Genomic DNA, 22,394 nt, shown 5'->3' on the forward strand with positions numbered 1-22,394 from the left:
GGCGGCGTCCTGGGGCTGGGCGGCTGGACCCTGAGCATTGGCGACCCCGAGGACGTCGACGAGGCCCGGCTGCTGTTCACCTACGACCCGCTCAGCCCCGCCATGGTCGACCGCTATCGCGATGTCAGCCTGTACCGCGACCGCCTGCAGAAGTTCGACCTGCGCACGTTAGCCCAGACCTGCTCGAACTTCGACGACGTAGTGGATCCGCACAGTCTGGACACCACCGTGGCGGAATTCCGGGCGGCTGGCAACCCAGATGCCAAGCAAATGCTGGAGAAGCAGGCCTTTCCGCCGTTCCGCAACGCGTTGGCGCCCGGCGACGCCGCCAAGGACATGGGTTCCATCTACCACAACGCCCGCGACAGCCTCAAAGGCAACGGCGGGGTCGCGCTGGTGCTCTACGACGCCGTGGGCATCGTTCAGGAGCTGAATGCCTGGCGCAATGACGCCATCGAGATCAACCTCCCCTGGTTGAAAGCCATGGATGCCGAAGGCATCAGCAACGAGCGTCGTCATGCCGTCGCTGAAGCCCTCGACGACATCAAACTGGCCATGCAGAAAAACTACGTCGAGACCGCCGTCCAGGATGCCGCGACCACACTCGAATCCGCCAAGTATCGCGCCAGACGCAACCAGGCCCGCTTCGGGGTGAGCTTCGAAAACCTCGAGGAGCAAGCGCAGCGCCATGATCCCGAACGGGTGCGCGCGCGCGCCGCGAAGGAGTCCGCGCACGCCTTCGACCGCTATCAGGACATGCTGGACTGGGACGGCGCCAAGGCCCGCGTCCAGACCGAATTCGCCCGCCGAGACAAGCTGGCCCAGCAGGAAATGGACAAACGCGAGGCAGACCACCTGGCCTGGCTCGACAGCGACCTGCTCAAGCATGCCCTCGATCTCTACGATCGCAAGGACCCGGTCTGGGGAGAGGCCTTCGCCTCACAGATCGGCCTGTGTCTGCTTGGCATGAACGGCTGTAACAGCGGCACCACCCAGCTCACCGCCTGGTGGTCGGACACGGCCATTGACAAGCACAACCTCGGCTGGCGCGCGCTGACCCGCAACCAGATCAGTATCGAGGAGGAGACCAGGATTGCCTTTGCCAAGGCCAAGGCGGCGGAAGTGTTGACGGCGGAAAACATGGTCGAGGTCTTGGGCACCACGAGCATCTGGTTCGAAAAAGTCGCCGACCTTTTCATCAAATCGGATGCCGCTGTTCAAGCTGCGGTTGGGGCCGGTACGTACCGCTGGTTCGATCCCCAGCGGCTCACACTTGCCCTGCCCCTGTTCGCCTACCTTCACCAGCACCTGTTCAGGATGTTGCCCGCCAACGCGGTAGACCGCCACTTGTTGGCTCCGATGGTGGGCTTTGTCCACACGGGTCTTGGGGCTGCGACGACCCGGCTACGGATGCGCGAACTGGCCGCAGCAGGCCAGACAGCCAACACAAACCGCGTAGCGGGCCAGGTGAACTCTCACATCGGGAGGGTACGCAACACGCTGACGACAGAGTTTCAGAACGGCGGCGGCGGGCAGTTCTACCAGATTCGCGCAGGCGTCATCCTGGCAATCATCGAAGGGGTCATTCTCTTCGTCAAATCCACCAAAAAAGACGAGGGGGAGCGGGAACGTCTGGAGTTCAAAGCGGCTTTCTTGATCACGGCCGCAGCCGGGATTGAGTTGGCAGCCGTCAGTGTCGAGACGGTTACCAGACGGTATGCGCCGACAGGCGTCGTCGGACGAGGAGCTGCTATTGCGCTGGGGGGGTTGAGGCTCGGTGGTGGAGTACTGGCGACGGTCGGGGGGGCATATATGGTGGTTATGGATATTGAGGATACAGCGAAGGCTCTCCATCGAGGTCAATGGATACTTGCACAGGCGTATCGAGTCAGAGCAGTTGTATCAGCGGGTATAACTGCCCTTTCAGCAACAGTTTCATTTTCCTACTCCGGGCCCTTATTGCGCTGGCTTCTGGGAGCAAATAGCCGAGCCAGTGTGATTTTGATTGCAGAAGGTTTAGCCGGCTCTAGATTAATGCCATTATTCCTGACATTAATGACGGTAGGCACATTGACTACCCTTGGGATCAGTGTAGCAATAGCGGTGTTGTCACCGAATGAAATGGAAGAGTGGTGCTGGCATAGTTGCTTCGGCAAGCGAAAATTAGGAAGTTTTTTTAAGCCATACAAAGATGAAAAAACAGAACTTGAAACACTCTACAAATCTTTTATGGCGGCGAACTGAATGTACCTAATCGAATGGATGCTGTGGCTCACGCAGACTTCAATTAAAGAACGCGGCAAGTGGGATGCCAACCTAAAGAAATACCGAACCGAAAAGCGGATGGGTAAGTACAAACACGAGGATAACCTTCCGGGGATCCACGACCCGGTAAGCGAAAATCCCGACGCGAACGGCTCAATCTATTCCTTTAATGACATCTATGTTGATGTGTGCGCTGGCTCACTTCAGGAGCGCAGGGGATTAATTACACTCGTAACCCTTTTAATTATTTACGTAACTCTTTCATCTACGTATTTTTCGATTGGATCAAACAGCGTTTGGCTTACCGGGATCAATTATTGGACCGGAGAACCGGCAACGACAGAGCATTACGTCGAAGCCGTCGTTTCCACTTTAATGACCATTGGGACCTGCGCCTTAGTCAAGCTGTTCGCATGGCGATTAATAAGCCTGGAGAATTTCGTTCAGCGCCGATTGCTGATCCGCTTCAATCGCGTTACCCGTCAGGTCTACCTGCATCGGCCACGCTACGCCGGTGGCATCACCATCCTGGATTGGGGGCAAATTGCTCCCGAACCGGCGGTTGGCGAGGACGAGGCGGCCAACATTGGCAGGCAGTTGGTGTTGGCCTGGGATCCTACCGTCACGGGCCTCCCACACCTCCACCTCATGTTCGTCGGCAAGACCGCCAATGGCACCAGCGATATCGTCAATCTGTGGGAGTTCATCCGCCGCTACATGGAGGACGGCCCACAGGCAGTGCCGCCGCCGAAGAAACGCCTGACCAAGCTGCCCTGGCCCTGGCTATCGGTAATGGCCTCGCTCAGTTTCTTCAGGCCACTATGGCGTGCCGGGCTGCGCTGGCAGGTCGCCTGCTGGGTCGCGCTCGTCTCGCCGGTTCTGTTCCTGCATGCTACGGGCCACTGGTTATCGCTTCTGCTGTGCTGGGAGCCGCGTTGGCCGAAGCACATCCGCGAGGCGGGACTGCCGGGCAAGCCCGTGCCGCCACTGTCTACCGCCGCCGACTGGCCACCGCTACCGAAGGCGGAACTCGCACCAACCAAACCGCGTAAGCAGCAGGACGCATAGTCGCATGAGCAGCCCGTGCTCACCCCGAAGGCCGAGGAACCGATTCAACGCAGACAAGCAACGAGTCCAGCATCGGACTCACATAGATAGGAACACATATGACCCAACCTTTGATTGTCCTTGGCGATACCAGCAGCCACGGTGGTGCCGTACAGACCGCGACGACCGGATTTACCTCCAACGGTATCGCTGTAGCTGGCCACGGTGACATGCTGGAATGTCCCGCGCACGGCATGGTTGCAATTCAAACTGCCGGCAAGGGTATGCAGGCGAACGGCAAGACCCCGGCACGCGAGGGCGATGCGACCACCTGCGGCGCCCAATTGATTGCATCCCAGCGCGGCACTACCTGGACCGGGTGATGCAATGCAAGGCGATGCCTCACTGCACCAGCGGCAGGCATAGCAACGACCACGATAAAACAGCCATGTCCACAGATATTCAATCCCTGACCGAGTTGCTTGGCGCCAGCCGCGACGCCGCCAACCGTACTCGCAGCAATGAAGCACCCAGCCCATGCGTCAGTTGCAAGCGCACCCTCTCCATCCTGCCCTTGCGCTACGGCGTGGTGTCCGGCGCCAACCAGGCCAGTGTCGAATACCTCGCGCCCAAGCTACCCGCGAACCTCGGCAAGAAGCTCACGCCCAAGCTCACCGGCAGCCGCTATGCCGTGCGCAGCTTGCGCGAAGGCTACGTCTATGTCTTTCTCAAGCGCCGCGGCAAGGCTTATGTCTGCGAAGCCACCTACCGGGTGCATGACAGCGGGCTGCTGCAACCGGTGTGGTCCCATGATCCGGGCACCCCCGTCGGCGGCGTCCTGGGGCTGGGCGGCTGGACCCTGAGCATTGGCGACCCCGAGGACGTCGACGAGGCCCGGCTGCTGTTCACCTACGACCCGCTCAGCCCCGCCATGGTCGACCGCTATCGCGATGTCAGCCTGTACCGCGACCGCCTGCAGAAGTTCGACCTGCGCACGTTAGCCCAGACCTGCTCGAACTTCGACGACGTAGTGGATCCGCACAGTCTGGACACCACCGTGGCGGAATTCCGGGCGGCTGGCAACCCAGATGCCAAGCAAATGCTGGAGAAGCAGGCCTTTCCGCCGTTCCGCAACGCGTTGGCGCCCGGCGACGCCGCCAAGGACATGGGTTCCATCTACCACAACGCCCGCGACAGCCTCAAAGGCAACGGCGGAGTCGCACTGGTGCTCTACGACGCCGTGGGCATCGTCCAGGAGCTGAATGCCTGGCGCAATGACGCCATCGAGATCAACCGTCCGTGGTTGCAGAAAACAGATAAGGACGGCATCAGCAACGAACGCCGGTTGGTAGTGGCAAACGCCCTGGACAACATCAAGACTGCCATGCAGAAGGGTTATATCGAAAACGCTACCAAAGACGCCGAGGCCAAACTCCAGTCCGCCAAAGACCGGGACTTACGGTTCAAGGCACGCTTCGGATACAACCCGGAGAACCTTCAAGAGATCCAAGCGCACTACCACCCTGACCGGGTGCAGGAACACGCCGCCAAGGCCGCACCGAACGCTTTCGATCGCTACCAGGACATGCTGGACTGGAACGGCGCCAAAAAACACGTTCAGACCGAGTTCGCCCGCCGAGACAAGCTGGCCCAGCAGGAAATGGACAAGCGCGAGGCGGACCACCTGGCCTGGCTGGGCAGCGACCTGTTCAAGCATGCCCTCGATCTCTACGATCGCAAGGCCCCGGTTTGGGGCCAGGCTTTTGCTGAGCAGATTGGCCTTTGCCTGCTGGGCATGAACGGTTGCGACAGTGGCGCCGCCAAACTTGCGGAATGGTGGTCAGACTTCGCCATCGGTGAACGCAATCTCGCGTGGCGAGCGTTGACCCGCAATCAGTTCGAGATCGAGGACGCAACCAAAAACGCAATGGCCGAGGCGCAAGCTGCAGATGTCTTGACGGCGGACAATATGGTTGGGGTTCTGACGACGACGAACAAGAATTTCAAGAACGTTGCCGATGTGCTGAGCAAGGCGGATAACGCCGTCGAACTGGCACTGGCGGCGGGTACGCACAGATGGTTTGGCGCGGATCGGCTCAGCCGCTCCCTGTCTCTTTTTGCGCAAGCTCACCAATATCTCTTCAAATTGTTGCCTGCGAATGCAGTTGATCGTCGGTTACTCGTTCCAATGTTGGGCTTTATGCATGCCAACCTTGGGGCGCGGGTTATCAATTTACGCTTGGAAGAGTTCGCTGCCGCCGGGCAATCCGCCAGCCGAGCGCGGGTGGCCGGGCAGGTGAACTCCCAAATCACCAAAGTCCGCAACACTTTGGCCAATGACTTCCAGAACCACGGCGGAGGTCAGTTCTACAAGGTGCGTGCAGGCGTCGTCGTGGCGATACTCGAGTCCGTCGCCTTGCTGACTACCGCCGCTGGCTCCGATAAGGGAACGAAGGAGTATGCCGAGTTGACTGCGGCAGGTTTGGTCACTGCAGCCGCGGGATTTGAGCTGGCGGCAACCGGTGTGGAGTCCGTCAGCACCAGATTCGCGCAAACCACTGTAGTAGGCCGCGGCGCTTCGATTGCGCTGGGTGGATTGAAGCTCTTTGGTGGCCTGTTAGCTACAGTGGGAGGAGCGATAAGTACAGCAATTGCGCTGGTTGATGCAGAAAGTGCATTCCGCGAGGACCGACGAGTTCTAGGCTATGCGTACGTAGGTCAGGCCATGATTTCTACAGCAATTACGGCACTGGCCTCAATGCTGTCGTTGTCGGCATCAGGAGCTTACCTGCAATGGCTCCTACAGAACACTCAGCGCACCCTCTTGCGCGTGATTCTGCCTCACCTGATTCGCTGGTCAGCCGCATTAGCCGCTCCCGAAATTGCCGCCATGTTGGGATTGGCGCTCGGTTGGGCGACAGCTATTGGGGTTGTAGCGGCTGTGGTGATTTGGGCCATCACACCCGACGAACTGGAAAGCTGGTGCACACACAGTTGCTTCGGTAAACGTGACCCGAACAGTTTTTGGAAACCATTTGCAAGTGAAGAAAAAGAACTGGTTAATCTGTATGAAGCTTTTGATGCGGTGAAATAAATGTATCTCATAGAACGTGGAATCTGGACAGCACAAAACGACGCCGAGACACGCGGCCAGTTGGAAGTGGATATGGCCAGCGCACTGGCAAAAGAACGCGCCGAAAAGGAAAAAGGCATCAACCAGTTGCCCGGCATACATGACCAGGTAAGTGAGCATCCTTGCGCAGACGGATCCGTATATGCCTTCAACGATACCTACATCGAGCTGTATGCAGGTGCGCTGCAAGATAGGCGTGGTGTCATCACGATTTTCTCCCTGCTACTAGGGTTCATTGTCTGGACCCTAGGTTCACTGAGTATTGAAATGGGTACTGTATGGATTACCCATGTCCATTTCGGAGTACAAAGGCCTGCGACAACAATGGACTATATCGACCCAGTAATCATAGGGCTAATTGTGCTAGGAGTTTGCTTTGCAATATACAAATTCCTGTGGCGCTTCATCCGCCTGGAGAACTTCGTTCAACGCCGCCTGCTCATCCGTTTCAATCGTGTAACTCGGCAGGTGTATCTGCATCGCCCTGGCTATGCAGGCGGGCTGGCAACCTTAGCCTGGGACCAGGTCTCCCCGGAGCCGGCGGTGGGGCTCCCCGAGTGGCGAGGAACGGGCACCCAACTGATGCTGGCCTGGACCAACGACATGACTGGCTTGTCGTACTTCCACATCATGCTGGTCGGCAAGGTGGCAAACGGCACCAGCGATATCGTCAACCTGTGGGAATTCATCCGCCGCTACATGGAGGAAGGTCCGCAATCGGTGCCACGGCCGAAGAAGCTGCTTGGCAAGGTGCCATGGCCGTGGCTCTCGCTTCAAGCGCCGTGGAGCTTCATGAAACCGCTGTGGCGTGCTGGCCTGAAGACCAAGATCCTCTTGTGGACCGTGTTGCTGTCGCCAGTGTTGCTCGTCCACGCCACCGGCCACTGGATATCGCTACTGCTGGGCTGGGAGCCGCGCTGGCCGAAGATCATTCGCGAAGCCGGATTGCCAGGCAAACCGGTGCCACCTCTTTCCACCGCCGCTGATTGGCCCCCACCGCCTGCGAGCAGCGCCAAACCCAAACGGCATCGCCCTTTGCGCAAGGCTATCGCCGAAGCTCGCCCAGAAGGTGATGAGCAGATGGGCATGCCCGGCCAGGAGCTCAGGGCGGCTGACGGCCGCGAGTCCGATGCGTAATTGGAAGTAGCAAGACGAGTGGAAATGCCGACACAACCCGACTCCCTGACCGAGTTGCTTGGCGCCAGCCGCGACACCGCCAACCGTACTCGCAGCAATGACGCACCCAGCCCATGCGTCAGTTGCAAGCGCACCCTCTCCATCCTGCCCTTGCGCTACGGCGTGGTGTCCGGCGCCAACCAGGCCAGTGTCGAATACCTCGCGCCCAAGCTACCCGCGAACCTAAGCGAGTCACGACGGGCCTCCCGGTCGATGGCCGTTCAGACTTCCTGTTCAACGTCCGATCCGCACGCCGGCGCACCACGCCCCCTGCTTCGCAACGCGTGGCGATGCTTCCGGCATGGTCGCGCACGGCGGTTTCGTTTCGTCAGTGCCCGGTTCACATCCCGCCACGCTCGCGCAATCGTGCGACGTCATTCAGCGAACGCCTAATTTCGCTCGCCCGAATGTCCGGCGAATGGGCGTCCGCCGCATCCGGTGGCCGTCCGGCAAACCTGGCAAACATGAAACAGGATTTCCCTTGCGGGTTATGTGCAATGTCCTATGCTATTTGCTGTCCGCCGACGGCATTGCATCAGCACAGGCAATAATAGATTTCAGCGCGCCCACCGCCGTCCGGCAGCGAACGCGCATGCTTTTGACCCGAGTGCCTTTAAGCGCGACTGCCCGACGAATTGGCAGGTGCGCATTTTTTTTGACCGGACGCCGCGCGGGCGAACGGCGTTCGCAACGTCCGCGCGACGCGTCAGCGCAACATGAACGACATCGCCGACAGGGCGTTCAACGTGCGCACCGCATGCTCGACCGACGTTGCATCAAACCGCAGCGTCACCGCATCCACCCTTTCCAGCGACGGCAGCATGCAGAACAGGTCGGCGAGCGCGGCCGTCTGCACGCGCAGCGTACATACCGCCGGCGCGGGCCGATGCTCGCCGGCGCGCCAGCCGGCGGCCAGCGCGTGCTCGACGGTCTCGCGCGCAGCGGCCGCGATGCATGCGCACGCGGCCACGGGCATCAGCGTGTCGCCGCTCGACGCGCCGCCCGCCGTCTTGACCGTTTCGAAACGCGCAGCCGGAAAGAGCGGCTGCGTCTCTTCGGCAAACACATCGTCGCCGGACGCCAGCGCGACATGCGCGCCGTATTCGCGCGCAAGCGCACCGTAGAGCCCCGCTTCGCCGAGCTCGACACCGTTCAGCCAGACCTGCGTGAACGCGAAGCTGTTGATCGTATGCGCGAGCACGCCTCGCGACTGCGATTTCGCGTGATAACCGATCATGAACACGAGGTCGGGCCGCTGTTCGAGGCCCGCCATCATGCCGAGCGTCCGCGGCTTGCCGAGCACGACGCGCGCCCGCGCATCGAGCCCGTCCGGCAGCAGGTTGCGGAAGCCGCCGTGCGAATCGTTGACCCAGACGGCCTGTGCGCCGCCCGCGAACGCCCCTTCGATCGCCGCATTCGCCTCGGCAGTCATCCAGCGGCGCGCGCGCTCGTATTCGGGATTGCCGGAACGCACCTGCTCGACGGCGAATACGCCGGCGATGCCTTCAATATCGGTCGAGATCAGGATCTTCATGAATGACTCGGCGGTCCTTCGTTGAACAGACAATCGAGATCGGGAATCGCGTCGCGCAGCGACTGCCGCACGTGGCCGTCGCGTCCGGTCACCGTAACGGCTTGCAGCAGCGCGTCGACGATCGCGCATTCGACGCTGTCGGCCGCCGCCGCGAACAGCGGATCGAGTTCGGCGTCGGCCAGCAGCGCCGGCAGCGCGACGTAACGAGCGTCATGCGCGATCGTGTACGCGGTCGAGAACGCGAGCGCGATGTCACCGCTGCCGTGCCCGTAGACCGAACCGGTGCGCGCCAGCCCCGCCGCCGCACGGCGCGCGAGCCGCGACAATTGCCGCGCGTCGAGCGGCGCGTCGGTCGCGAGCAGCATGATGATCGAGCCTTGCTCGGGCGGCGGCGGCGAAGCCGCGGTGGCCGCGCGCGCGGCCGCGATCCGCCCGACCGGTACGCCGTCGAGTGTCAGCATCGGCAGCCGGCCGAAGTTCGCGAGCACGAGCGCGCCGACCGTGTACGGCTGGCCGGCGGCCGCGGCGACCCGCGACGCCGAGCCGATCCCGCCCTTCAGATCGAAGCACGACATGCCGCGCCCGGCGCCGACCGCGCCGCGCACGACGTCGCGCGTCGCAGCCCGGCACGCCGCGTCGTAGTGCGACGCCGACACCGCGAACGCCTGGATGTCGTTCAGATACCCGTCGTTGCATTCGAACACGAGCGGGTTGACGGTCGGCCAGTCGCGGCCGATCGACGGATTCGCGGCGATCGCCGCGCGGATCTGCGCATTGGTGACCGTGCCGACGCCGAACGTATTCGTCAGCGCGAGCGGCGTGTCGATCACGCCGAGCTCGTCGACCTGCACGAGCCCGACGCTCTTGCCGAAGCCGTTGATCACGGCAGCGCCGGCCGGCACCTTGTGGCGGTAGACATCGCCCGGATGCGGCTTCACGACCGTCACACCGGTCTGGATCGGACCGTCGTCGAGCGTGCAATGACCGACGCTCACGCCCGGCACGTCGGCGATCGTGCCGCACGGCCCGGTCGTCGGCGCGCCGTCGTGCAATGTGTCGCCGAACAGTTTTCCCATCGTCATCAGCGGCGCTCCAGCTTCGGATCGAGCGCGTCGCGCAGCCCGTCGCCGAGCAGGTTGAACGCGAGCACGGTCAGGAAGATCGCGAGGCTCGGAAAGATCGCGACGTGCGGCGCGCTCACCATGTCCGCGCGCGCCTCGTTCAGCATCGCGCCCCACTCCGGCGTCGGCGGCTGTGCGCCGAGCCCGAGGAACGACAGGCTCGCGGCAGTGATGATCGACGTGCCGATCCGCATCGTGAAGTAGACGACGATCGACGACACGGTGCCCGGCAGGATATGCCGCATCAGGATCGTCCAGTCCGACGCGCCGATGCTGCGCGCGGCCTCGACATAGGTCATGTGCTTGAGCACCAGCGTGTTGCCGCGCACGAGCCGCGCGAACGCCGGGATGCTGAAGATCGCAACCGCGCAGATCACGTTGATCATCCCGTTGCCGAGGATCGCGACGACGCCGATCGCGAGCAGGATCCCCGGAAACGCGAACAGCACGTCGGCGATGCGCATCGTGATGCGGTCCCACCAGCCTTCGTAATAGCCCGCGAGCAGCCCGAACAACGTGCCGATGACCGCGCCGAGCGCAACCGAGAAGAAGCCTGCCTCGAGCGAGATGCGCGTGCCGGCGACGATCCGGCTGAAGATGTCGCGGCCGAGCGCATCGACGCCGAACCAGTGCGCGGCGGACGGGCCCGCGTTCAGCGCGTCGTAGTCGAAATAGTTTTCCGGGTCGAACGGCACGATGTGCGGGCCGACGAACGCCAGCACGACGAGCAGCAGCACGAAGCCGGCCGCGACGAGCGCGACCGTCTGCTTGCGGAACTTCCGCCAGAATTCGCGCCAGGGCGTGCGGATCGCGGCCGATGCGGCCGGCGCCGCGGTCTGGACAGTCGCGTTCATGCGAGCCTCACTTGAACCGGATGGTCGGGTTGATGACCGCGTACAGCACGTCGACGGTCAGGTTGATCAGGATGAACTCGAGCGAGAACAGCAGCACGATCGCCTGGATCACCGGGTAGTCGCGCATCGTCACCGCATCGACGAGCAGGCGCCCGAGCCCCGGCCAGTTGAACACGGCCTCGACGACGATCGAGCCGCCGAGCAGGAAGCCGAACTGCAGCCCCATCATCGTGACGACGGGAATCATCGCGTTGCGCAGGCAGTGCTTGAGCACGACCATCGGCTCGTGCACGCCCTTCGCGCGCGCGGTGCGCACGAAATCCTCGTTCAGCACCTCGACGAACGACGCGCGCGTGAAACGCGCCATCACCGCCGCGACCGCCGCGCCGAGCGTCAGCGACGGCAGCACGTAGCTCTTCCACGTGCCGTCCGGCACGACCGGCAGCCAGCCGAGCTTCACCGAGAAGATCTCCATCAGCAGCATGCCGAGCGCGAATGCCGGAAACGAAATGCCCGACACCGCGAGCGTCATGCCGACGCGATCCGGCCACTGATTGCGCCACACCGCCGACGCGATGCCGATCGCCATTCCGAACAGCGTCGCCCACACCATGCTGACGACCGTCAGCAGCAACGTCGGCATGAAGCGCTCGCCGATCTCGGTGGAGACGGGGCGCTTGCTGCGCGTCGACTTGCCGAAGTCGCCCTGCGCGATCTTCGTGAAGAAGTTCGTGAACTGCGTCGGCATCGGCTTGTCGAGGCCGAGATCGGCGCGCACGAGCGCGACCGTCGCCTCGTCGGCCTCGGGCCCGGCCGCGAGCCGCGCCGGGTCGCCCGGCAACAGGTGCACGAACAGGAACACCAGCAGCGCGACGATCGCGAGCGTGGGCAACAGGCCGAACAGGCGTTTGACAATGAAATTCAGCATAAGAGCACCGAATCGTGGCGGTGCGCCGGCGTGTGCAAAAGGCCGCGCCGGCGTGCCGCGATGCGCGCGAACGCGCTTATTTCATCGAGATCTCGTCGATGTTGAACGACGCGTCCGGCATCACGTAGACGCCGTGCAGCCGCTTGCTGCGCGCATAGACGATGTTCTCCTGCACGAGGAAGATCCAAGGCGCATCGGCCCAGACGCGCTTCTGCGCATCCGCGTAGAGCTCGGCCTTTTTCGTGCGGTCGACGGTTTCGAGCGCTTTCGCGAGATCGTCGTCGAAGGCCGGGTTCTTGTAGTACGCGGTGTTGAACAGCTTCGGCGGCATCGACGCGGAAGCAAGCAGCGGATTCAGCGCCCAGTTCGCCTCGCCCGTCGATGCGGACCAGCCGATGTAGAACATCCGCACCGGCGCCGTTGCCGGGTCCTGCGCACCCTCGACCTTCGACACGCGCTCGCCCGATTCGAGCGCCTGCACCTGCACCTTCACGCCGACCTGCGCGAGCTGCTGCTGCAGGAACTGGATCACCTTCTGCGATGTGGTGTTGTTGTAGCCGGACCAGAGGATCGACTCGAAGCCGTTCGGATAGCCGGCTTCCTTCAGCAGCGCGCGCGCCTTTGCCGGATCGTACGGCCACGGGCCCGTCTTCGACGCGAAGTCGACACCCGGCGGCACCACGCCCGGCGACGGCGTAGCGAAGCCCGAGAACGCCACTTTCGTGAGCGCTTCCTTGTTGATCGCGTAGTTCAGCGCCTGACGCACCTTCAGGTTGTCGAATGGCTTCTGCTGCATGTTCAGCGACACATAGCGCACGACGATCGACGGCCGCTCGACTACGTCGAGCTTCGGATTGCCCTTCAGGTCGGGAACCTGCTCGTAAGGAATACGGAACGCCATGTCCGCCTGGCCGGCCTTCATCAGCGCGGCGCGCGTGTTGTTGTCGATCACGGGCTTCCAGTCGATCATGTCGATCTTCGGATAGCCCTTCTTCCAGTAGCCGGCGAACTTCTTCACCTTCATGTCGTCGGTCTGCTTCCACTCGACGAACTCGAACGGCCCGGTACCGACCGGATGCAGCGCGATGTCGTGCCCCCACTTCTTCAGCGCGGCCGGCGAGATCATGACCGCGGACGGGTGCGCGAGCGTGTTGACGATCGCCGAGAACGGCTCGCCCAGCGTGAGCTTCACCGTGTACGGATCGACGACCTCGGTCTTCTCGATCACGCGGAACAGGTTGTAGCGCTTCAGCTTGTTTGCCGGATCGGTCACGCGGTCGAAGTTCGCCTTCACCGCGTCCGCGTTGAAGTCGGTGCCGTCGTGGAACTTCACACCCTTGCGCAGATGGATCGTATAGACCTTCGCGTCCGGCGACGCTTCATAGCCGGTCGCGAGCACGTTGACGAGCTTCATGTCCTTGTCGAAGCCGAACAGCCCTTCGTAGAATGATTTCGCGGCGGCCTGCGACACGGTGTCGTTCGCGTCGTACGGATCCATCGTCGTGAACGTCTGATCCACTGCGATCACCGCGCTTTGCTGCGCGAACGCGGGCAGCGCGGCCGCCAGCGCGAACGCGCTCGCGCCCGCGACGATCAGCGTGCGCGGACGGAACATCGGGAACGAAAGCGGTTTGTTCATGTTGCCTGGCTCCTGTGCATGGTTCGGTGACGCGTGGTGGGAATCGCGGAATGACTGCATCCGCTCCGGATAAAGCCGTCTCTGCCTGGCGCGCGCGCAACTGCGGTCCATCGCCGCCCCCTCGCGTCAGTACGCGCCGCCGACGCGGTGCGTCGCGACGAAGTGATCGGGACCGACCGCAACGAGCGGCGCCACCGCCGGCTCGTCACCGGCCGCCCGGATCGGGCTCGGGATCTCGTCCGCTGCGAGCTGGCGCGGCGCGTGCCGGCGCGCGGGGTCGGCGACGGGCACCGCGCTCATCAGCTTCTTCGTATACGGATGCTGCGGCGCTTCGAACACCGCGCGGCGCGGGCCGATCTCGACGATCTGGCCGAGATACATCACCGCGACGCGATGGCTGACACGCTCGACGACCGCCATGTCGTGCGAGATGAACAGGTACGCGACACCCAGCTCGCGCTGCAGGTCGAGCATCAGGTTGACGATCTGCGCCTGCACCGACACGTCGAGCGCGGACACCGATTCGTCGGCGATCACGACCTTCGGATTCAGCGCGAGTGCGCGCGCGATCGCGATCCGCTGGCGCTGGCCGCCCGAGAATTCGTGCGGATAGCGGCGCGCGACCTCCGCCGGCAGGCCGACCTTGTCGAGCAGCCAGTCAACCCGCTCCTGCGCGGCCTTGCCGCTTGCGACACCGTGCACGAGCAACGGCTCCATGATCGAGAAGCCGACCGTGAGACGCGGGTTCAGCGACGCGAACGGATCCTGGAAGATGAACTGGATATTGCGGCGCAGCGCCTGCAGGTCGTGCCCCTTCAGCGTGCTGATGTCGCGACCGTCGAATTCGATCGAGCCGCTTTGCGATTCGACGAGGCGCAGCAGCGAGCGCCCGGTCGTCGACTTGCCGCAGCCGGATTCGCCGACGAGCGCGAGCGTCTCGCCCGCGCGCAGTTCGAAGCTGACGCGCTCGACTGCGTGCACGTATTGCGCGACGCGGCCGAACAGGCCGCTCTTGACCGGGAAGCGCGTGACGAGGTCGCGCACGCGCAGGATCGGCGGGGCGTCGGGATCGATGCGCGGCTGTGCGGGCGTGGGTGCGAGTGTAGGCGTGGGTGCGGCCGCGTCGCCGTTCGCGCTGCCCGCCGGCGCAGTGGCCTCTGCCGCACCGTTCGCCGGCGCCGGCACGTCGACCTTCAGCAGCGCGAATTTCTCCGGCAAGTCGGTTCCTTGCATCGACCCGAGACGCGGCACCGCCGCCAGCAGCGCACGCGTGTAGCGATGGACGGGCGCTGCGAAGATCCGCTCCGATTCGCCCTCCTCGACCTTCTCGCCGCGGTACATCACGAGCACGCGGTCGGCCACCTCGGCGACCACGCCCATGTCATGCGTGATGAAGATCACGCCCATGTTCATCTCGTCCTGAAGGCCACGGATGAGCTGCAGGATCTGCGCCTGGATCGTCACGTCGAGCGCGGTGGTCGGCTCGTCGGCGATCAGCAGCGCTGGCCGGCACGACAGCGCCATTGCGATCATCACGCGCTGCCGCATCCCGCCCGACAATTGGTGCGGATAGCGCACGAACACGCGGCGCGCCTCCGGGATGCGCACGAGGTCGAGTAGCCGCAGCGTCTCGGCGCGCGCGTCGGCCGCGCTTTTCGACTGGTGCAGCGCGATCGCCTCGCTGATCTGGTCGCCGACAGTGAACACCGGGTTGAGCGACGTCATCGGCTCCTGGAAGATCATCGCGATGTCCGCGCCGCGCACGCTGCGCATCGTCGCGGCGCTTGCCTGCGCGAGGTCGAGCTGCGTGCCGTTGCGCCGCCGCAGCGCGATCCGGCCGCCCGCGAGCACGCCACCACCGTGCTCGACGAGCCGCATCAGCGCGAGCGACGTGACCGATTTGCCGGAGCCCGACTCGCCAACGATCGCGAGCGTCTCGCCGCGATCGACGTGGAAAGACACCCCGCGCACCGCGTCGAATGTCACGCCCTCGCGGCGGAACGTCACCGACAGGTCGTCGACCGCAATCACGCGCTGCTCGGGCAACGCGATCGCGGACGAAGTTCGGTTCGAAGTCATGCGTGCGTCTCCTGCATCTGGGCCGAGCATCAGGTCGCGTCGTCGCGGTAGATTCCGGCGACGGGTGCAACGCCCACGCGGGCGAAACCGCGGTACGCGATCCGCGCGGCGCCGCCGTGAATCGCCACCATCGCCGACGTAGTCATGATTTCCTCGAACGATCAGAGGAAGGGTTCGTTGCCGACAGCGCGGCCTGAGGCTGCGTGAGCCACGGCAACAGGAATTCGGTCATGTCCGCCGCGGCCTTCGCGGAGCGATGCGTGCGCAGCGCGACCGCATCGATCAGCGCCTCGATCGTCGCGAGCACGGCCGCTTCCGAGGTCGCCGCGAAACGCCGCTGCGCAGTCACGAACAGCGACAGCGACGCGATCGGCACGAGCGGCGAATGCGGGCCGTCGGTCAGCGCGAGCACCTGCGCGCCGCGTGCGGCCGTGCGTCGCGCGAGCTCAATCGTGTCCTCGACGTAGCGCGGAAACGCTATTGCGATCACCAGATCGCGCGCGCCGGCCGTATACAGGCGCCGCGCCGCATGCGACGGGCCGCCGAGCAGCGCGAGCGACTGCACGTTGTCGTGACAGACCGACAACCCGTGCTCCATCAGGCCGGCGAGAAACGCGCTCGATCCGGCGCCGAGGATCAGCACCCGCCGCGCGGCGACGATCGCCTCGACCGCCGTCTCGACGTTGGCCGCGTCGAGGTGCGCACGCGTGTCCTCGATGTTCTCGACTGCCTGGTCGAACACCGCGTCGATCCAGGCGGCGCCACGCACGCCGGCCTCCTGCTCCTGCGCGGAACGCAGCCGCTCGACCGGCCCGAGCGTCGCCTCGAATCCGCGCACGAGCGCCGCGCGCATCGCCGGATAGCCGTCGAAGCCGAGCGCCTTCGCGAAGCGGTTCGCGGTCGCGATCGACGCGCCAGCAGCCTGCGCGAGCTCGTCGATCCGCATCGTCGCTGCGCGGAACGGATTGGCCAGCACGTACTCGCCCATCCGTCGGTGGATCGGCGTCAGCGACGGCATCGCCGCCGCGATGCGCGCGGCGATCGACAGTTCGTCATCGGACACGGCGGACGAAGATGGCGTCGGCATGACGGCGGCGGTTGGCTAAATGAAAGTGAAAGTAAACTTACACACACCACATTAGGAAAAAAATAGATTTTCATCGACTCAGGGAATCCCCGATGCGGGGCGGTCGCGGGGTGCCAAAATGGGTGCAGCTGGCGGCATGGTTTCACCAGCACGCGGGACAGGCCCAAATCTCCGCCCACTGGCCAGCGGGCCAAACGCCCCGAATTGAACAGACCCTATGGACAAAAATTTCATCAATTGGGCCAAGGCAAATCAAGACCAGGCTCTCATCGCTAACGGCTTGCTCGAGCCTCGCTATGCGACCGGCGGTATCGGCGCCGCTTTCGTCGTGCGGGCGGCGCTCTATTTTGAGCGCGCCTTCGACTCGGGCATACGCGCTGCAATCGCCGATTGTCTCGATGACTATCTCCAGACCGCGCCCGACAAGCTGACGTTTGTCTGGCACAACGGCAAGGCTGCGCAGGCTTTCAAGAAAGCAAAATCACTGCACGAACTCGCCGCTTCGCTGTCGCCGGAAGATCGCTTTGACTTCGACTACGTCGGAGGCGAGGAAGCCACGGACGCGAGTCTCTTTCAGTTTTCCGTCGTCGGATTGCGGCAGCGGCAAGAGAAAGTGGGCAATCGAGGATTCAATACGCTATCGTTTTCCTGGCCCTTGGCCGATGTGCAAGAGAATCCCGACACGTTCGTGAAGCTGTTCTTTGACGCCACGAAGCGGCTCAGCGCGGCCCACGGTCACGCTGGCTTCGCGGTCAATCTGTCGCCGACGGCAATCAACGAGAACGAACCGACGGAGTATTGGATTTCGCGGATGATGCCCGGCCTCGATGTCGGTGCGCCAGGTGACCTGGCAACGCGCCAGCTCAAAGGGAAAATCAAAACCGTCGATTGGCTGACGGCTATCGACAAGTCGATGCTCGACGCCGTCGGTGGGCTCTCCGCCCTGCGCTCGGAACTGCCTCCGGATTGGTTTGCGATCGGCGATTACGGCACCGGAATAGTCATTCGCGCGGGCGAGCTGCCGGACTCGGGTGCGTCAGACGACGACGGAAAACCGCCCGTTGTGCCCCCCTCCTACATCATCCTCGACCACGCTTTGCGCGCGATCCGCGCGAGCTCGCTCGACGCGCTGCAACACGGCACGGTGAATGGAGGGGCACCAACCTACAACACGGCCACTTCAACGGCCGAGTGGCTCCGTCGCTTTGAAGTGAGCGACGTCGAACTGCTGCAGGCGAAAGCCGCGGTACTCGACACGCCGCCCTTACCAACCGAAAACGCGATCCCCAATCGGGTCTAGAGGGTGCATGCCCCTGCTACTTCTTCTCCGGCATGGCCGACGAGTGATGGCTTGTAATCAGCCATTGCACCCCATCCCAGTGATACGTGTAGGTGTAGCGGGCCTTAACAACCGCACCAGTCCTTGCGAAGGTAAAGGTGTAAAGCCCGGCATCCACGGCAGAATTGCACCCCAGTTCAATGTAGCGGAAGTCGATCTTTCCGGACGGACCATCTTGCAGGAAATGATGGAAATAGTCCTCTTTGTCTGCGGCAGTCAAGCGCGGCTTGTTTGATACCGTTGGAAGAAGAATCGACCGCTCCGCATAGTTGGCGACCACCTTGTGGGGGTCCCCGGTTTGCAGCGACTGATTCCATCGATCAAACAGCCCCGAAATCTCTTGCTCTGACGTGACCTTGCAGCTTTCCGTGCGCGACGCCGGCGCATTGTTCGACATGCTTTGGTTCGCAGCGCATCCAGCGAGCACGAACGAAAAGACCACTATGATTGACCGCTTCATCACGGCACGTCTCCAGTCAGGTGTTCAAGAGAAGTTGTCAGGCGAATGCCTCTTCGTCGCGCTTTGTTTTGAAAACATAACGATTGCGCTTGCGCGCAAGCCGACTCCCGCAAAGTATAAGTAGATTTGCAACTGGGGGTCTGACTTTTATCATATGGCGTCCCCCTGGCCTCTGAGCCTCAGTGAATGGGGCGCTCGAGTTTGATGTGGTAACGCTTGACCTTCGCGTAAAGGGCTGGCTTGGATATCTCCAGCACTGCGGCGCAACGCGTGACATTGAACTGACACGCGGCAAGCGCACGGCGGATCGCGTCCCGCTCGACATCTTTCAGGGGCTGCACCTGTTGGTGGCCGCGCGACTCGGTACTGTCGCACGGGTCCTTGGGCGGTTCACCTGCTTTGCCGCCGGTGGCATCACGCTGAGGACGAAGGAGTGCAGACACGTCACAAATGACCTCGTCATCGCTCAGGTTGACGACCCGCTCCACGAGGTTCTCGAGTTCTCGAACGTTCCCTGGCCAGTCGTACTCGTTCATCTGCGCCAGAGCTCGTTCGCTGAATCCGAAAATGGGCTTGTCGAGCAACGCAGCATACTTGCGCAGGAAGAAGTTCGCGGTTGCGGTAATGTCCTCCCGGCGCGAACGCAGCGGCGGGATGGCAATTTCAATCACATTGCACCGGTAATACAGGTCCTCCCGGAATTCCTTCGCGGCAACCATTGCCGCGAGGTCACGGTTGCTTGCACAGATGATACGGACGTCGATCGGAATTCCCTTGGTATCGCCGAGCCTCGTGACTTCCCGCTCCTGCAAGACCCTGAGCAGCTTGGCTTGAACGTCAATCGGCAGTTCCGAAATCTCGTCGAGAAATACCGTGCCGCCATCTGCCGACTCGAATTTCCCGGGTCGTCCGTCCTTTGTTGCCCCTGTAAAGCTGCCAGGCGCATGACCGAACAGTTCGCTCTCGATCAAGTCATGCGGCAATGCAGCACAGTTGATTGCGATGAATGATTGAGTATTGCGTGAACTCGCGTTGTGGATGGCCTGAGCGAAAACCTCCTTGCCCACACCGCTCTCGCCGCTTAGAAGCAGATTGGCAGAACCGCGCGCCGCCTTGCGCGCGGCGCTCACGGATGCGAGCAGGCTCTCGCTCTGGCCAACGATGCTCTCGAACGTATAACGTGCGTAGTTACCCGCATACTTGCCGGCAATCTTGCGCACGCGCTTGATCTCGCGGAACGTGTTGACGACCGAGACAACTTGCCCGCAACCATTCTTGATGGGGATCGCGGTGTCCATCAAATGCAGATGGCGGGCCGGCGAATCGATGATGAGCTCACGATCCACGTAACCAACGCCAGTGGTAAATATCGGGGCGATGATGGGCTCGAAATCGATCAGGTCGCCCAGCGGCTTTCCGATGCTCTTCACGGGATCGATGCCGAGAATATGACCGGCGACCGTACTCGCGTGCCGGACCACGCCGCCTCGACCGAGCACCATCAATCCGTCGCCGATGTGGTCAATGATCGCGTTCTGCTCTTCAACCAGCGTTTGGTGTGCAATCAGGTCGAAGTAGGACTTGACCACGACGCCGAACGTAATCCGCAGCAGCGCCATGAGATCGTCCAATGGCTGCCCTTCACTTTCTCGACGCCGGAAAGCGATGACGAAGAGTTCGGACGACCCACAGTCGACCGACGTAACCGCACATTCGAGCTGCCTGTCGGCCAGCTGCACAGCCACTGAAGCCGCGCCATCGGAAGGCTGCACTTGCCGGGCCGCTTGAAGAATCCCGACGCAATCCTGTTTGTCGATGTCGATGCCGCAACACGCGGCCAGGTCCTCGCCACTGCTTGACGAGGAAGACTCCAACGCAACAGCATCGTCGCTGACGGCGAGCACGTAAGTGCGGAACCGAACGGCTGCGGTGCGCCGCGCCTCGCGCCAACAGTCGGAATCAATCGCCGACTGCAGGTCCGACACCCTTTCAGCGGTTCGGAGATTTTGCTCGTCCATTATCGTTCGCAAAACTGTGGCAGACCGATCCAGCTTACCAGCAGCAAAAAATTCAAGGTTCCCCGTCGTGAACCGTCTTACGCGACGCAGCACGCTTCTCGATTCCAGCTCGATCGACAACAGCCCGCGCATGCGTGCCGCGACCGACTTGCCCCTTCGGATCGTTGGCGACAACGTCAAACACGTACAGGCTTCCGTCCATCGACCTGAACGTGGCAGTGGCCGTCACCTCGACGCCGACCGGGGTCGGCGCTGAATGGGTCAGTTGAGTGTTCACCCCGACCGACAACTGTCCTTCCTTGAGTTCGCCTCGCATGATTTCCGCGCACGCACGCTCCATCAACGCGAGCATCGCAGGTGTCGACATGACGTCGGGATACCTTTCCTCCGTGCCATTTCCATAGGCGGAAGCAAGATCCTGCGTTCCTACGCGGCGACTCAAGGTCGCCGTAGCTCCATCACCAATCATATGATCTCCGCGTGAATGACTTCCAGGAAAAGGCGGGCCGCCTTGCGACGGCCCGAAAAGACGACGGTACTGAACTGGAGAACAGCGACCGCCTACTTCTGTTCGACAGGCGTCAGGTTGCCATCCGAGAGCCTGTACATGGTCACGGGCGCATCCACCCAATCCCCGTTCGGGTCAAACTTGACCGGGCCGAGCATGCTGTTGAACGGGTCCTGGTGGAGAACCTTGAAGAACGCGTCGGGTGACGTTGAATTCGCCTTCCTCATCGCATCGACGACAACGATCGTCGCCGCGTAGAACGCCGGCGCATACGTGTCGACATTTGCCCCATACGCAGTCCTGAATCGCTCACGAAAGCGCTTTCCGTCGGGCAGACTGTCAAGGGGGGTGCCGCCCTGCGCACAATACATCCTGTTATTGAGCACGTTGTTCGAAAGCTTTGCGAACTCTGGAGAACAGATGCCATCGCCGCCAACGAGGACCGCGTCAATACCAAGATCCGTCATCTGGCGCGCCAGCAGCGCGGCCTGGGCATAGTAGCCGCCGTAGAAAACGACCTGCGGATTTGTCGCCTTGATCTGAGTCAGGATACCCTTGAAGTCGGTGGCCTTGTCGCTGCTGTATTGACGCGAAACGACTTGCAATCCGTTCTTCCGGGCTGTATCGACGAACACGTCTGCCACGCCCGCGCCATACGCAGTGCGGTCATCAATGACCGCTGCCCGCTGTGCGCGCAGCACCTTCGACGCATAAACGGCCATTCGACCGCCCATGACGTTGTCATTCGTCGCGAGACGAAACACGTACGGGTACCCCAGTTTTGTCAGCTGCGGATTCGACGACGCGCCGGTGATCATGACAACGTGCGCGTCGTTGTAGATGCGGGCCGCCGGAATACTCACACCGGAGTTGTAGTGTCCGATAACCGCCACGACACCATCGTCCACCAGCTTCTGTGCGACATTGACGCCGACCTTCGGATCGCCCTGGTCGTCAACCGACACCAGCTGAAAGCGGACCGGCTGCCCCCCGATGACGAGCTTCTTCGCATTGAGTTCGTTGATGGCCAACTGAACGCCGCGCTCGTCGTCCTTGCCGCTTTGAGCAGAACTCCCAGTTAGCGGCCCCGCTGCGCCGATCTTCACTACCGTCTCGGCACTGGCGCACCACGTTGCGCCAATCATTCCCAATCCAATCGTGGCTGCCGCATACATCAAGGCGATGCGATTCATCTTGGTTCCCCTG

Annotated in this window: 17 protein-coding genes, 1 tRNA gene and 1 pseudogene; 6 read left to right on the plus strand and 13 right to left on the minus strand. The window is 62.5% G+C overall.

Annotated elements, in window-relative coordinates:
* The 5 genes from DID96_RS38535 to DID96_RS32875 all read left to right on the plus strand — a co-directional run.
* The coding region (locus DID96_RS38535; RefSeq protein WP_185732443.1) for a T6SS effector BTH_I2691 family protein at positions 1 to 2,244 on the plus strand (2,244 nt) is incomplete at its 5' end.
* Positions 2,245 to 3,333 (plus strand): DUF6708 domain-containing protein, encoded by a 1,089-nt coding sequence (locus tag DID96_RS32860; protein WP_124603371.1) that lies wholly within the window; start codon positions 2,245 to 2,247, stop codon positions 3,331 to 3,333.
* 98 nt (positions 3,334 to 3,431) lie between these two features.
* Positions 3,432 to 3,695 (plus strand): PAAR domain-containing protein, encoded by a 264-nt coding sequence (locus DID96_RS32865; RefSeq protein WP_124603372.1) that lies wholly within the window; start codon positions 3,432 to 3,434, stop codon positions 3,693 to 3,695.
* A 65-nt stretch (positions 3,696 to 3,760) separates the two neighbouring features.
* Entirely contained in the window at positions 3,761 to 6,406 is a 2,646-nt protein-coding gene (locus DID96_RS32870) for a T6SS effector BTH_I2691 family protein (RefSeq protein ID WP_124603373.1), read from the plus strand.
* Positions 6,407 to 7,582 (plus strand): DUF6708 domain-containing protein, encoded by a 1,176-nt coding sequence (locus DID96_RS32875; protein WP_124603374.1) that lies wholly within the window; start codon positions 6,407 to 6,409, stop codon positions 7,580 to 7,582. It abuts the gene before it with no gap.
* 745 nt (positions 7,583 to 8,327) lie between these two features.
* On the opposite strand, the gene DID96_RS32880 is transcribed toward DID96_RS32875, so the two are convergent.
* The 9 genes and pseudogenes from DID96_RS32880 to DID96_RS32910 all read right to left on the minus strand — a co-directional run bounded on the left by DID96_RS32880 (position 8,328) and on the right by DID96_RS32910 (position 16,863).
* A complete protein-coding gene (locus DID96_RS32880) occupies positions 8,328 to 9,155 on the minus strand; it encodes a M55 family metallopeptidase (RefSeq protein WP_124603375.1) in 828 nt (275 codons plus the stop codon).
* Positions 9,152 to 10,231, minus strand: a complete 1,080-nt coding sequence (locus DID96_RS32885; RefSeq protein ID WP_124603397.1) for a P1 family peptidase — start codon at positions 10,229 to 10,231, stop codon at positions 9,152 to 9,154. Before DID96_RS32885 ends, DID96_RS32880 begins: the two co-directional genes overlap by 4 nt.
* Before the next feature lie 5 nt (positions 10,232 to 10,236).
* Complete coding sequence (gene gsiD / locus DID96_RS32890; protein ID WP_124603376.1) at positions 10,237 to 11,130, minus strand: glutathione ABC transporter permease GsiD; 894 nt, start codon at positions 11,128 to 11,130, stop codon at positions 10,237 to 10,239.
* A gap of 7 nt (positions 11,131 to 11,137) precedes the next feature.
* Positions 11,138 to 12,058 carry a glutathione ABC transporter permease GsiC gene (gene gsiC / locus DID96_RS32895; RefSeq protein ID WP_124603377.1) on the minus strand — a complete coding sequence of 307 codons (921 nt, stop codon included), beginning with the start codon at positions 12,056 to 12,058 and terminating at the stop codon, positions 11,138 to 11,140.
* A gap of 76 nt (positions 12,059 to 12,134) precedes the next feature.
* Positions 12,135 to 13,697 (minus strand): glutathione ABC transporter substrate-binding protein GsiB, encoded by a 1,563-nt coding sequence (gene gsiB, locus DID96_RS32900; protein ID WP_124603378.1) that lies wholly within the window; start codon positions 13,695 to 13,697, stop codon positions 12,135 to 12,137.
* Positions 13,698 to 13,823: 126 nt separating this feature from the next.
* Positions 13,824 to 14,648, minus strand: a complete 825-nt coding sequence (locus DID96_RS38540) for an ABC transporter ATP-binding protein (RefSeq protein ID WP_260464095.1) — start codon at positions 14,646 to 14,648, stop codon at positions 13,824 to 13,826.
* A tRNA-Arg gene (locus DID96_RS38545) sits at positions 14,599 to 14,697 on the minus strand. The genes DID96_RS38540 and DID96_RS38545 overlap by 50 nt, the downstream gene beginning before the upstream one ends.
* A 227-nt stretch (positions 14,698 to 14,924) precedes the next feature.
* Positions 14,925 to 15,806, minus strand: a pseudogene (locus DID96_RS38550) (ABC transporter ATP-binding protein); the annotation flags it as partial.
* A gap of 112 nt (positions 15,807 to 15,918) precedes the next feature.
* Positions 15,919 to 16,863 (minus strand): MurR/RpiR family transcriptional regulator, encoded by a 945-nt coding sequence (locus DID96_RS32910; RefSeq protein WP_124603380.1) that lies wholly within the window; start codon positions 16,861 to 16,863, stop codon positions 15,919 to 15,921.
* A gap of 217 nt (positions 16,864 to 17,080) precedes the next feature.
* On the opposite strand from DID96_RS32910, the gene DID96_RS32915 reads away from it, so the two are divergent.
* Complete coding sequence (locus tag DID96_RS32915) at positions 17,081 to 18,163, plus strand: type VI immunity family protein (protein WP_124603381.1); 1,083 nt, start codon at positions 17,081 to 17,083, stop codon at positions 18,161 to 18,163.
* 16 nt (positions 18,164 to 18,179) lie between these two features.
* Here the strand turns inward: DID96_RS32915 and DID96_RS32920 are convergent, their stop codons facing one another.
* From DID96_RS32920 to DID96_RS32935, 4 genes are all read right to left on the minus strand, one after another.
* Positions 18,180 to 18,662, minus strand: coding sequence for a DUF4440 domain-containing protein (locus tag DID96_RS32920; RefSeq protein WP_124603382.1), 483 nt, complete (start codon positions 18,660 to 18,662; stop codon positions 18,180 to 18,182).
* Positions 18,663 to 18,841: 179 nt separating this feature from the next.
* Positions 18,842 to 20,680 (minus strand): sigma-54-dependent Fis family transcriptional regulator, encoded by a 1,839-nt coding sequence (locus DID96_RS32925; RefSeq protein ID WP_124603383.1) that lies wholly within the window; start codon positions 20,678 to 20,680, stop codon positions 18,842 to 18,844.
* Positions 20,681 to 20,732: 52 nt separating this feature from the next.
* Complete coding sequence (locus DID96_RS32930; protein WP_124603384.1) at positions 20,733 to 21,149, minus strand: thioesterase family protein; 417 nt, start codon at positions 21,147 to 21,149, stop codon at positions 20,733 to 20,735.
* Positions 21,150 to 21,241: 92 nt separating this feature from the next.
* The gene (locus tag DID96_RS32935; protein ID WP_311767779.1) at positions 21,242 to 22,363 is read right to left on the minus strand and encodes a branched-chain amino acid ABC transporter substrate-binding protein; all 1,122 of its coding nucleotides are present in this window, start codon (positions 22,361 to 22,363) and stop codon (positions 21,242 to 21,244) included.
* Positions 22,364 to 22,394 lie beyond the last annotated feature (31 nt).

It is taken from the genome of Burkholderia sp. Bp8963 (assembly GCF_003854275.1).
Lineage (GTDB): Bacteria > Pseudomonadota > Gammaproteobacteria > Burkholderiales > Burkholderiaceae > Burkholderia.